10 protein-coding genes are annotated in these 13280 nt (G+C 46.1%); 8 read left to right on the top strand and 2 right to left on the bottom strand.

Annotated elements, in window-relative coordinates; all coding sequences use genetic code 11:
- Nucleotides 1-59 precede the first annotated feature (59 nt).
- The gene (locus tag ACM0OZ_RS17800) at nt 60-1541 is read left to right on the top strand and encodes a SulP family inorganic anion transporter (RefSeq protein ID WP_414584156.1); all 1482 of its coding nucleotides are present in this window, start codon (nt 60-62) and stop codon (nt 1539-1541) included.
- 416 nt (nt 1542-1957) lie between these two features.
- A complete protein-coding gene (locus tag ACM0OZ_RS17795; RefSeq protein WP_414584155.1) occupies nt 1958-3859 on the top strand; it encodes a filamentous hemagglutinin N-terminal domain-containing protein in 1902 nt (633 codons plus the stop codon).
- A 337-nt stretch (nt 3860-4196) separates the two neighbouring features.
- On the opposite strand, the gene glgA is transcribed toward ACM0OZ_RS17795, so the two are convergent.
- Both glgA and hemC read right to left on the bottom strand, forming a co-directional pair.
- Complete coding sequence (gene glgA / locus ACM0OZ_RS17790; protein WP_414584154.1) at nt 4197-5663, bottom strand: glycogen synthase GlgA; 1467 nt, start codon at nt 5661-5663, stop codon at nt 4197-4199.
- A 261-nt stretch (nt 5664-5924) separates the two neighbouring features.
- Entirely contained in the window at nt 5925-6896 is a 972-nt protein-coding gene (hemC, locus tag ACM0OZ_RS17785; RefSeq protein ID WP_414584153.1) for a hydroxymethylbilane synthase, read from the bottom strand.
- 541 nt (nt 6897-7437) lie between these two features.
- Here hemC and ACM0OZ_RS17780 point away from each other — a divergent pair.
- The 6 genes from ACM0OZ_RS17780 (at nt 7438) to ACM0OZ_RS17755 (ending at nt 13271) form a co-directional block, all read left to right on the top strand.
- Nucleotides 7438-8178, top strand: a complete 741-nt coding sequence (locus ACM0OZ_RS17780; RefSeq protein ID WP_414584152.1) for a dienelactone hydrolase family protein — start codon at nt 7438-7440, stop codon at nt 8176-8178.
- A 258-nt stretch (nt 8179-8436) separates the two neighbouring features.
- On the top strand, nt 8437-9300 hold the full coding sequence (locus ACM0OZ_RS17775) for an STAS domain-containing protein (RefSeq protein WP_414584151.1): 864 nt from the start codon (nt 8437-8439) through the stop codon (nt 9298-9300).
- Between the two features lie 17 nt (nt 9301-9317).
- The gene (locus ACM0OZ_RS17770) at nt 9318-9713 is read left to right on the top strand and encodes an STAS domain-containing protein (protein ID WP_414584150.1); all 396 of its coding nucleotides are present in this window, start codon (nt 9318-9320) and stop codon (nt 9711-9713) included.
- On the top strand, nt 9694-10098 hold the full coding sequence (locus ACM0OZ_RS17765) for an anti-sigma regulatory factor (RefSeq protein WP_414584149.1): 405 nt from the start codon (nt 9694-9696) through the stop codon (nt 10096-10098). Before ACM0OZ_RS17770 ends, ACM0OZ_RS17765 begins: the two co-directional genes overlap by 20 nt.
- A gap of 24 nt (nt 10099-10122) precedes the next feature.
- Nucleotides 10123-11136: a SpoIIE family protein phosphatase gene (locus ACM0OZ_RS17760; RefSeq protein WP_414584148.1), complete on the top strand. Its 1014-nt coding sequence runs from the start codon at nt 10123-10125 to the stop codon at nt 11134-11136.
- Nucleotides 11133-13271 (top strand): ATP-binding protein, encoded by a 2139-nt coding sequence (locus tag ACM0OZ_RS17755; RefSeq protein ID WP_414584146.1) that lies wholly within the window; start codon nt 11133-11135, stop codon nt 13269-13271. The genes ACM0OZ_RS17760 and ACM0OZ_RS17755 overlap by 4 nt, the downstream gene beginning before the upstream one ends.
- Nucleotides 13272-13280: the final 9 nt, after the last annotated feature.

Below are 13280 nucleotides of genomic sequence, written 5' to 3'. Positions count from 1 at the left end.
AATAGATTTTCTGTCGTGTGGTTTCGTGTGTTCTGAATTGAACTGAAGCGGAGGATGATTTGAATACAAAAGTTTTGCAGCGAGAGTGGTTTTCCAATATCAAAGCAGACATATTGTCAGGTACGTTAGTCGCGTTAGCACTCATTCCGGAAGCGATCGCCTTTTCTATCATTGCAGGTGTTGATCCGAAAGTTGGGCTGTACGCTTCTTTCTCTATCGCTGTGATCACAGCCTTTGTAGGTGGACGACCGGCTTTAATCTCAGCTGCTACGGGTGCAATGGCGCTGTTGATGATCACATTAGTTAAACAACACGGACTGGAATATCTATTTGCAGCGACGGTTTTAACTGGTATCTTCCAAGTTATCTTTGGCTGGCTCAAGTTTGATCAAAAGATGAAGTATGTCCCGCGCGCCGTGATGATTGGCTTTGTCAACGCCCTGGCAATTCTCATCTTCATGGCGCAGTTACCTCAGCTTGTAAACGTTCCCTGGCAAGTGTATCCAATGCTTGCGGCAGCTCTTGCCATCATTTATATATTGCCTCGCTTTACCAAAGCCGTACCATCGCCATTGGTTGCCATTGTTGTACTGACAGCTATTTCCATCATCGGTGGTATCGATGTTCCGACTGTAGGTGACATGGGTGAGTTGCCTACAACCCCGCCCTTTTTCAGAATTCCGCAAGTCCCCCTGAACTTAGAGACACTCCAGATTATCTTTCCCTACGCAATCACTTTGTCTATTGTAGGTTTGCTGGAATCATTGCTGACAGCATCACTCGTTGACGAACTCACGGATACTCCTAGTGATAAGAATAGAGAAGCTCGAGGTCAGGGAATTGCCAATATCGTCACGGGATTCTTTGGCGGAATGGCGGGTTGTGCCATGATTGGTCAGTCGGTGATTAATGTTAACTCTGGTGGACGCACCCGTCTTTCAACCTTGTGCGCGGGAGTTCTTTTACTGTTTTTTATCCTAGCATTGGGCAACTGGGTGAAGCAAATCCCAATGGCATCCCTGGTGGCGGTGATGATTATGGTTTCCATCGGCACTTTTAGTTGGGCTTCACTGAAGTCTTTACACTTAGTGCCGAGAAGTGAAACTGCTGTGATGGTGACAACGGTTTTCGTCACTGTATTTAGTCACAACTTAGCACTGGGAGTTGTGGTTGGTATAGTTCTCAGCACAGTCTTCTTTTCACGCAAAATTGCGAAAGTTGTCTTTATTGACTCAGTTCTTAGTGCCGATAGGACTTACCGCATCTATAGCATTGCCGGGCAATTGTTCTTTTTATCAATAGACGACTTTCTGGCGGCGTTTGATTTTCAGGAAGACTTGGAACGGGTCAAGATTGATTTAACCCATGCCCACATTTGGGATCAAGCAGCAGTTGCAGCGATCGATAAAGTCGTGATTAAGTTTCGCCGCCACGGTGCAGAGGTAAACCTGGTGGGACTCAATGAAGCTAGTGCCACTTTGCTAAATAAACTGGGGGTTCACAACAAATCAGAAGCTTTGGACAAGTTAGCTAGTCACTAACTGAGTCAAACAACGCACCGCTGATACAAATGATACAAATCAGTTGGTGCGTGATAGCAAAGTCGTAACTGGAATATCTATTTGCAGCGACCGTTTTAACTCAATAGCGTTCAGTTATAGCGGTTTTCAGCTAAAGTGGGCATTGCTCAGCAATATCTCAAATGTGCACCACATGGGCTTTTATCGGCAATGCCCACCCGAAGATTTGTGGTCTAATTATAAGAATAAGCGCTGTAAGGATTTTTTGTGATAGCGAATCGCGCCGGGCGCGGGCAGGGAGTGCGATCGCATCTTTAACGCAGCAATACATTGACATTGCACGTATAAAAATTATATAAAACTTGCGTAAGAAAAAATACACAGATAACAGACGGCTGGGGTAACTACTGCTTCTAGGGAGGAATGCAATGTTTGCCATGAGTACTCGTTGGGGCTGGATCTTAGGTATCACGATGGGTGGCGCGTATATTTGGAGTGCAAATTGTGCCCTGGCTCAAATCGCCCCAGATAGCACTCTTCCAAATAATTCCATCGTCAATATAAATGGGAACACCTTCAACATCACAGGCGGAACTCAAGCAGGCGGTAATCTGTTCCACAGTTTCCAGCAGTTCTCTGTTTCCACTGGTAACACAGCTTTCTTTAACAATACGGTTGACATTCAAAACATCATTAGTCGCGTAACAGGTGGGTCAGTTGGCGCTGTTGCGGGAGATATTACGCTCAATGCCACAGGGGAAATAAAAGTTGTAGGCACCAGTGGTGCTTTGAACGTTGTGGCACCAACAAGTGTAGGAAAAGCCGGAGAAATCCGTATTACCACTGCTGAACTCTCTCTGACAAATGGCGCTCAACTAGACGCCAGTACTTTTGGACGAGGAGATGCAGGCAAGTTGATTATCGATGCCCGCTCGCGCCTCTCCTTAGATGGAGATAATACTGCCATCTTCAGCAATGTGACAGAAACGGGTATAGGAAAAGGCGGTGAAATCCGTATTACCACTGCTGAACTCTCTCTGACAAATGGCGCTCAATTAGAAGTCAGCACCTTAGGCAAGGGAGATGCAGGTAATGTGGTAATTGTTGCGACGCAGCCTATCATCGTTGCAGGCACAGGGGACAATGCACGCTCCAGCGCTATTTTCTCCACCACAGGTGACAACCCCACTATTCCTGGAACTGGACGCACGATTGTTGGCACTGGCAAAGGCGGTAATATCACGATTACTGCGCCAGCATTGAAGGTCAGTGAGGGTGCTGTGATTGATGCTCGAACCTTTAATGATCAGCGTGGCGGCGACATCAACCTCACCCTCGGCACATTACAACTGCTTAATGGTGGACAAATCTTCACAACCAGCGAAAGCAGTGGGTCTGCTGGTACGGTCACCATCAACGCCAATCAAGGAGTTACAATCGCGGGCAATGATGTTACTTACTCCAGTCGCCTAAGCCAGTTTCCTAACCGCATTGTTCAAATTTCACCGAATAGCAGTCTCTCGGTTCGCTCTAGCGCAACGGGTCCGGCTGGTAATATCATCCTGAATACGCCTCGCCTGACGCTCGACAACCAAGGCACGATTAATGCTCAGTCCAACGCAGTCGATGGCGGCAACATTACCCTCAACTCGGATCTACTCCTGCTGCGTCGCAATAGTTCAATCTCTGCCAGTCCGGGTCTTGCTCAAGGTGCAGGCAATGGCGGCAACATTACGATTAATGCTCCCAATGGATTCATTGTTGCCGTTCCTAATGAAAACAGTGACATCACCGCGAATGCATTCAGTGGCGGAGGTGGTCAAATCGAGATTAACACATCTGGTCTGTTTGGAATCGAGCCTAGCTTTAAGTTCACGCCAAACAATGACATCACTGCTTTTTCTCAAAGTGGAATCAGTGGCGAGATAACAATTAATAGACCAGATGTAGACCAGAGTTTGGGATTGGTGGAACTGCCCATAGTGTTAGCAGATACATCAGAGCTAATAGGAGAGACTAGCTGTGCTGGCATTGCTAGCACAGATGCTGACACAGAAAAAAGCAAATTTACTATCACCGGACGCGGCGGTTTACCTCCCAACCCTTACGACTTTCTTAGCAGTGATGTGATTTGGACAGATAATCGCATACCAACTATCACTACACAACAGCAAGCTTCTGAGAAACCTGCTGCAAAACCACCGTCTAAAGCTGATGCTATGAAGATTGTGCCTGCTACGGGATGGGTGTTCGACGGCAAGGGGCAAGTTACCCTCATTTCCCATACTTCCAATGGCAATAATTTGGGTTCTACTCCTGCTAGTTGTTTGCAACAGTGAGGGGGAAAGGGCGCAGCTTCGCTGATCGCACAACGTTATTTAAAACCTCACAAGAATCATGCCTTGAATTTTTTGGGCGCTCAGGATGCCATACGTGTCAACTTAAGGTGAAAAGCAGTATAGAACAAGCTTTTAGAGATTGCCTCGTTCCCAGCCTCTGGCTGGGGATGCCTATTGGGAGGCTCTGCCTTGCTTAAGAGCGGCAAAGCCGCTTCAAGGGCATTTCCAGGTGGAACCTGGAAACGAGATTTTAGAAGGGTTTTAGCTTAAGTTGACACCAATGGCAGGATGCCTACCCCACAAGAATCATCCCTGGATTCAGCAACGCCAAATTTATTTAGGCTGGTAATTGTTCAATCTCGTCAGCAGTGTGAGTTGCTACTGACTCACTTACTTGCGTTTCCTGCTGTGGCGGTTGCTCTTCTTCCTCAGGCAAGCCATAAATTGACCGATACAGCTTCACGTACTGCTTGGCAGATTGATACCAACTGAAGTCTTGACTCATACCACGTTGCTGTACTGCCTGCCAGTAATCTTTGTAACGGAAACCTTCCCAAGCCCGGATCATACAGGTAAACAGATCCAGTGGTTCATAACGGTCAAAGCAATAACCAGTGCCTGCATGGTTTGTTGGATCATGGTGGGATACGGTGTCAACTAATCCCCCAGTGCGGCGGACAATTGGCACGGAACCGTAGCGCAAAGCCATCATTTGGCTGATACCGCAAGGTTCAAAACGGCTAGGCATAAGGAACGCATCGGTACCTGCGTAGATGCGGCGAGCTAGAGCATCGTTATATAGTAGGTAAGTTGCCATGCGTCCAGGATAGCGCGATGCCAATTGCCACATTTGGCTTTCGTAGTAGCGATCGCCTGTCCCCAACAGCACAAACTGTGCATCTGTATACGCCATAAAGCGATCCAGAATATTCAACACCAAATCAATGCCTTTTTGTTCCACCAACCGCGTCACCATACCAATAAAAAAGGCATTGGAGTTCACTTCTAACCCGACTTCTTCTTGCAAAGCAATTTTGTTAGCTTTGCGTTTGTCCAAACTATCAGCCGTGAAGGTTTGGGCAATGTATTTGTCGGTGGTTGGGTCGTAAACTTCTGTATCGATGCCATTGATAATACCCGACAACTTGCCGCTGATGAAAGACAATAAACCTTCTAAAGTTTCACCATAAGCAGCTGTCTTGATTTGCTCGGCATAAGTTGGGGAAACTGTATTCACCTTGTTGGCAAACTGCACCGCAGCTGCCATCGTGTTGTGTCCTTGCATATACCAAGGACACCAAGTAATTTTCTCTAAGTACCAGCGCCACGGACCTTGATATGCCAAGTTGTGTATCGTAAAAACACTGGTGATATCAGGAGATTGATGCATCCATACAGGAATCATTCCTGTGTGCCAATCGTGACAGTGGACAATTTCCGGCTTCCAATAATTCCAGCAAAACTCAGCTGCTCCGTTGGCGAATAATGTAAACCGCCACTCTTCATCTTCTCCTGAGTAAATTCGACGAGGCGAAAAAGCCGGATGTCCAAATAAGTACAAGGGAACATCAGTACCAGGCAGAACGCTTTCGTAAACTGCAAAGTCTTGGAACATGGCATATCCCCTCCATACTGGTTCTTTGGGAATTTCCATTTTGTCTGGTAGGAAGCCGTAGTAAGGCAAGAATATCCGCACATCATGCCCCATGTTTCTCAAGATTTTGGGTAGTGCTCCGACAACATCACCCATTCCACCAACTTTCGCAACGGGAGCTGCTTCTGCTGCAACAAATAAAATCCGCATGATAGTCTGTGTGTCCCTCGATTCTGCCTAGGTTAGAAGTCTACTAACAGAAAAGACGCGAATTGCATCTTTTCACATTCTGTGCCACAGAAATCAGTAGACGGCTTGCAATAATCCAAGTCTTTGTAACATTTAAAACCACAGAACAACACAGATAAAGCATCTGTGTTTATCTGTGTTTATCTGTGGTTTCATTTAAAAGAAACCGAATGATTGCAAGAGATCTCATTCTTATCTAATCACATCTGTTTGCAGAACAGCTCAGGAACCCCGTTGAATCTGGGTGAAGATTTCATCCAAAATTTCCTGCGCTCCTTGTTTCCGCAAGATTTGTGCTAGTTCTTTGCCTAGCTGTTCAGCATCTTGAGCCGCACCAGTGACTGTGTCTTTGGCAAGCTTTTGACCATCCACGCTTGCAACTATGCCCGTTAAAGTTAAATTATCACCTTTCATTTCAGTATTTACACCTATGGGAACTTGACAACCTCCCTCTAGCTCACGTAAAAAGGAGCGCTCAGCAAGACAGCGATCGCGTGTTTCGGGATGTTCAATCGCTTTGAGGAGTGATAGCAGTTCGGCATCATCAGCACGGCATTCAATCCCTAAAGCTCCTTGCCCAACAGCATGGAGGGAAATTTCTTTTGGTAAGATTTGGTGGACGCGATCGCCCATTCCCAATCGCTCCAAACCAGCAACAGCCAAAATCAGCGCATCGTACTCACCTGCATCCAGCTTTGACATACGGGTGTTTAAATTTCCCCGCACATCTTTAAATTGTAGGTGTGGGAAATGATGCCGCAACTGTGCTAAGCGTCGTAGGGAAGACGTACCGATGACAGCGCCTTCTGAAAGTGTATCAATTTGTTTCCCTTTGTGTTTTTCATGCAACACTAAAGCATCAGCTGGGTTTTCCCGTTCTGTAATTGCTGCGAGGACTAACCCTTCTGGTAAGCGAGTCGGCAAATCCTTGAGGGAGTGAACGGCAAAATCAATCTCCTGATTCAGCATCCCCACTTCGAGTTCTTTAGTGAATAATCCCTTATCGCCAATCTTGGCTAAGGCAACATCGAGGATTTTGTCGCCCTGGGTGGACATGGTGTGGACTTCAAAAGACATCTCTGGAAAGCTTTTCTGGAGTTGTTCTTGTACCCAGTAAGTTTGAACGAGAGCCAGTTGACTTTTGCGAGAACCTATGCGAATTGTGCGAGCAGGACTGGAAATAACTGATGTCATAAAGAAATATGTCAAGCCAAGAGATAAATTCACTTTATCTAGACTACCGCAGTGGGTGACTTATCAGCTTTGTGTCCAATTTGAGTTCAAGATTATTCTTAGTTCTCTTTACATATCTTCACTAAATTTCGTGAACTTCAGTAGTAAGTAGCAATTCAAATTAAAAGTCAAAATTAAAAAGTTACAAAATATTTCTTTTGTTTGACTTTTGACTTTCTGAAGTAGTTTTACAAGGATCATATTAGGCAGATATTTTTGCGGAATAGGGAGTGGTTGAAGGGTAGTACAACTTATACACTATAAAAAGTTTGAGGCTAGTAGACTGTCGCATAAAAGTTCAACAGGGATGGCTAGATTCTTTGAGCCTTTTGCAAAGGCAATACATAGAAAAAATGAATCCCTTAAACTAAAATTGACAGACTACTAGTTGCAGCATGGGATGATTGTAGGTACCGCAGTTTCAATTGCGAGGGAGCGATCGCATGAGAAATAATGAAAAGATGCGTCCTTTTGAAAGCAGGCATGACACGGAGATAAAAAAGTGCAAATCATTAAGCGCAATGTCGAGTTGAGAGTAGATGACAGTTTGATGCGTGTCTATGTAGCGGCTCCCAAAACAGCAGGACTTTACCCAGGTATTGTGTTCTATAGTGATATTTATCAGTTAGGTGGTCCCATGATTCGTCTGGCTAACTACTTAGCAGGATATGGCTATGTAGTGGCAGCCCCAGAAATTTTTCATCGCATTGAGCCAATTGGTTTAGTTATTGAACCAGACGATCTAGGTCGGATGCGGGGCAATGACGATGCTCGTCGAACTGCGATCGCTGATTATGATGCCGATTGCCGTGCTGTGATTGAATTTCTCAAAGCAGAAAGTTCGGTTTCTCCAGGTCAAATAGGCACTCTAGGCTTTTGTATTGGTGGGCACTTAGCTTTCCGTGCAGCATTCATGAGCGAAATTAAGGCTTCCGTGTGCTGCTACCCGACTGGCATTCCCAGTGGCAAGTTGGGGCAGGGGGTAGCTGATACAATCCATCGGGTGAGTGAAATCAAAGGCGAGATGCTAATAGTGTTCGGTACACTCGACCCTCACATCCCAGACTCGGATCGGCAAACCATAATTACAGCTCTCTCGAATGCTAATATACCTCACAAAGTTCTCTTTTATGAAGCAGAACATACTTTTATGCGTGACGATGGTTATCGCTACGATTCTGCTGCTACGACCTCTGCTTGGGCTGAAATAAAAGCTTTCTTGGAACGTATATTTGCAAACTGAAGAAATATAGTTCTGGAAAGATAAAATCTGCTTTTATGCCTACACCTACAAAGTAGAGAGGTGTAGGAGTATCACGTCAAAGCATTTGCCAAGCAATTGAGCTGAGCAAACAGCCCCTTTAGGAACTACCTCTTTAAGGAATCACACATAATTTCAGCGAGCTAGTTTACCTGGAAGCTTAAATGATTGACACTTAATACAATACATAATACATATCAATCACTGGCTAAATGCCTATCAGGTAGAAGGAATCATTGTATGGGCTTGAGCAATGGAAGTAAAATTCCAGAGGTTCTTGAAAAATATGAAGCACAACTGTTGGCAGAGTGGATTCAAGCGCTAGTGGCTAACAATGCCAGCAAAGGTTTGATCAAAGAAACACAGTTGCGGGAGGAGTGTCAGGAATTCCTAAGTTTGCTGAGGACATCTGTCCATAACGGCAACTTAACTAACGTGCAATCCTCCGAGTGGCGTTCTGTGCGAGAAATGCTCACCAGTGTTTCTCGTACTCGTTCGCAAAAAGGCTTTACACCGTCGGAAACTGCCACATTTATCTTATCGTTTAAGCAACCGCTATTTGCTCGGTTGCGCGAGGAACTCGCTGGTGATGCAAACGCCTTACTGGACGATACCTGGTTAGCGACCACTCTCATAGACCAGCTGGGACTGTTGACGATTGAAGCTTATCAAAAGTCGCGTGAAGAAGTCATCATTCGCCAGCAAGAAGAGTTGATGGAACTTTCAACACCCGTTGTTAAGCTGTGGGATGGTATCTTAGCTCTGCCAATTATTGGCACTTTAGACAGTAGCCGCACCCAGGTGATGATGGAGTCTTTGTTGCAAAAAATTGTGGAGACGGGTTCAGAAGTCGCCATCATCGACATCACCGGAGTGCCAACAGTAGATACACTCACAGCTCAGCACTTACTCAAGACAGTCACCGCAGCTCGGTTAATGGGTGCAGATTGCATTATCAGTGGAATTCGCCCCCAAATTGCTCAAACAATTGTTTACCTAGGCGTGGATCTGGCAGACATAATCACAAAGGCATCAATAGCCGATGCTTTTCTGCTGGCTCTAAAACGCGTTGGGCTGACAATCAACCGTCCCCAACCCAAGTAAGGAGTCAGGAGTTTTTTATGGAACGCATTCCCATACTTCAGATGGGCGAATTCCTTATAGTAAGCATTCAAGTTGATATGCACGATCGCCTGGCGATGGCTTTGCAAGATGACTTGACAAATCGCATCACCGAGACACAAGCTCATGGGGTACTGATTGATATTTCGTGTTTAGAAATTGTGGATTCCTTTATTGGCAGAATTCTGGGGAACATTGCTAAGATGTCACAGATTCTTGATGCTCAAACGGTTGTGGTCGGAATGCAACCAGCAGTTGCGATCACCTTAGTAGAGCTAGGACTTTCTTTAACAGGTATTCGCACCGCGTTAAACGTTGAGAAGGGCATGGCACTTCTGCGAGCATCGCTGAAGGCGACTGCTGGAGGAAATGCAGATGGATACACCCGGGTATGAAACCATGAGTATCCAGTCCTCACAAGACGTGGTTTTGGTGCGGCAGGCGGTGCGCCAGTTTGCCGTCAAACTAGGGTTTAGTTTGGTAGAGCAGACCAAAATTGTCACAGCAGCCAGCGAGATCGCCCGTAATACTTTAGACTACGGAGGTGGTGGTACTGTGAAACTCCAAGCACTCCAGGAAGGGATGCGTCGGGGGCTGCGGCTCATTTTTGAAGACTCCGGACCAGGGATTCCAGATATTGACTTGGCACTCAAAGATGGTTACACCACAGGTGGTGGGTTGGGCATGGGGCTAAGCGGTGCAAAGCGACTGGTGAATGAATTTAATATCGTTTCTCATGTAGGTGAGGGCACCTGCGTCACAATTACAAAGTGGAAGTAAGTATATTAATAATTATGAGAATTTATGAGAGAAACCCTCGCCCTACCAATTTTAGAGCAAAGTCAGGCAGGTGAAGCACGACGCAGCGCCATCGCCCTAGCGAGTCATCTCGGTTTCAACGAAACTGAGCGGGGAAAGGTCGCCATTGTGGTGACTGAGATTGCAAATAACCTGGTGCGACACGCTAGGGATGGGCTACTGCTGCTACAGCCAATTGAAAAGTACAACATTCACGGTCTACAAATCCTGGCGTTGGACACTGGACCAGGCATAGGCAATATCAGCGAGTCTATGCATGATGGGTTTTCGACAGCCGGAGGTCCCGGAAATGGCTTAGGAGCTATTAGCCGTCTTTCTGGTTTTGTGGATATTTATTCGATGCCGAATACAGGGACAGCCATCCTTAGTCAGCTTTGGGCTAGCCCCTTAAGCGCAAGTCAACCCACAGACAATCTGGAGTTGGGAGTCGTGTGTCTGCCAAAAACGGGAGAGGAGGTTTGCGGCGATTCCTGGGCATACGAAATCAGTCAAGAGCGCAGTTTGCTGTTAGTTGCCGATGGATTAGGTCACGGACCACAAGCCGCTCAAGCCTCAACAGAAGCTGTGAGAGTTTTTCACGAAAATGTCAACCGTAATCCTCAAGAAATTGTGGCATTAATTCATCAAGCGTTGCGGAGTACACGGGGAGCAGCGCTGGCGATCGCCCAAATTAACTTTGAAGACCAATCTGTTCGCTTCGCTGGGGTCGGCAATATTGCTGGTACCATCATTTCAGATGCAGGACACCAAAACCTGGTTTCCTATAATGGAACAGTCGGGCATGAAGTCCGCAAAATTCAAGAGTTTACTTACCAATGGCATCCAGGGGCAATCTTGCTGTTACATTCCGATGGCTTGGGAACTCAATGGCGATTAGAGCGCTATCCTGGTCTCATGTACAAACATCCCAGCTTGATTGCAGGCGTTTTATATCGAGATTTTAAGCGAGTCCGCGATGATGTCACTGTGCTGGTTGCCCGTGAAAATGTATCGCCATGAGTACAACTATCCTCACTTTAGAAATTCGCTACGAGCAAGATGTGGTGCTGACTCGTCAAATGGCACGCCAGATTGCCCAAGCTTTGGGATTTGATGCCCAAGACCAAGCACGCCTTGCCACAGCTGTCTCAGAAATCGCTCGGAATGCTTTTATCTATGCTAGGGGCGGAACCGTTGAATTTTCGGTCGATGACGAATCCCCGCAGAACCTTTGGATTAGCATTCGCGATCAAGGTCCGGGTATTCCTAACTTGCAGGCGATTTTGGATGGGCGATACACTTCCACAACTGGGATGGGGTTGGGGATTATCGGCACTCGTCGGCTGATGGATCAGTTTCAAATTGAGTCGGTTGCAAACCAGGGAACTACAGTATTGATGGGGAAAACCCTGCCAAAGCGATCGCCTCAGCTGACAACAGAGCGCTTGCACCTTCTTAGGGATCAGTTGGATAATCGAGAACCGCAAAATCCGTTTGAGGAAATTCAACGGCAGAATCAGGAACTGCTACGTGCAATGCAGGAGTTACGCCAGCGCGAGGAAGAGTTAACTCAGCTCAACCGCGAACTAGAAGATACCAATCGCGGTGTCGTGGCTTTGTATGCCGAATTAGACGAAAAAGCAGATTCTCTACAGAAGGCAAATGAACTGAAAACTCGATTCCTCTCGAATATGAGCCATGAGTTTCGCACACCGCTGAACTCAATTATGTCTCTGTCTCGGATTTTGATAGACCGAATGGATGGTCCATTAACAACAGAGCAGGAAAAGCAAGTCAATTTCATTCAAAAAGCTGCAGAAGGTCTGTCGGAGTTGGTCAACGACCTCTTAGACTTAGCAAAGGTAGAAGCTGGAAAAATTGTCGTCCATCCCAGCCAGTTTGAAGTGAGCGAGCTATTTGGGGCTTTGAGAGGAATGTTGCGTCCCCTGCTTGATCATAACTCTTCGGTTGCTCTTGTCTTTGAGGAACCTGTTGACATTCCGCCTCTGTATACAGATGAAGGTAAGGTCGCCCAAATTCTGAGAAACTTCATCTCTAATGCACTAAAGTATACTGAGCAGGGAGAGATTCGGGTGGCGGCACTCATGAGTGCCAACACCATCACTTTCTCCGTCGCCGATACAGGTATTGGAATTGCACCGCAGGATCAAGAGCGGATTTTTGAGGATTTTGTTCAGATAGAGTCTAAACTCCAAAAAAAAGTCAAAGGAACAGGTTTGGGACTGCCACTGTCGCGCAAGTTGACAGAATTGTTGGGAGGAAGAGTCTGGGTTCATAGTGAATTAGGCAAGGGATCAACATTTTTTGCTTGTATCCCATCGGTCTTTCCTGGTTCTGCCGAAGTCTCCTCAATCGGACAAGTTACTTGGCAAATTGACCCCAATCGCCTTCCTATATTGGTTGTGGAAGACAATCCTGAAACTATTTTTGCTTACGAGAAGTATTTTCAAGAATCGAATTATCAGATGATTTCGGCACGAACGCTCAACGCAGCAAAGCAGGCGCTTGTCGCGTTTCAGCCAATCGCCATTATGTTAGATATTTTACTTGAAAAGGAAAACACTTGGGCGTTTCTCTTGGAAACCAACAGCAATGAAACAACCCGAAATATTCCGATTCTTGTGATCTCCGTCGTAGATAACGAGAAGCAAGTGATGGCTAGAGGAGCCGAGGGGTTCCTGATTAAGCCTGTAGATAGATTTTCACTGTTAAACAAACTCAGTACGCTTGTCAAGCAGGGTAGGCAACAAAAGCTTTTGCTGATTGATGACGATAAGACATGGCGGTACGTGTTAAAGCAACTTCTAGTCCATATTCCCCTAGATATTCTAGAAGCAGCAGATGGACGTGAGGGGATTCGTTTAGCTCAAGTCGAAAATCCTGACTGTATTGTGTTGGATTTTAATATGCCAGAATTGAGTGGCATTGAAGTTTTGAACCAGCTGAAAAGCAACAGCGCAACTAGCACGATTCCCGTAATTGTCAACACATCAAAACAGCTAGAACCCGAAGAGCAAAAGTTTCTAGCCCAACACACTGTGGCAATTCTTTCTAAAGAAAGTCTTTCTCAAGAAGTTGCTCTTGCTCAATTACGGGAAGCCCTGAGAAAAGCTGGGCTATTTTTAGATACCTAAGAGAAAAAC

Origin of the sequence: Scytonema sp. PCC 10023, assembly GCF_963920835.1 — a bacterium.
Classification (GTDB): Bacteria; Cyanobacteriota; Cyanobacteriia; order Cyanobacteriales; family Nostocaceae; genus Kalymmatonema.
Note: the sequence above shows the minus strand (reverse complement) of the source record. Positions and strands in the feature narration are given on the sequence as shown.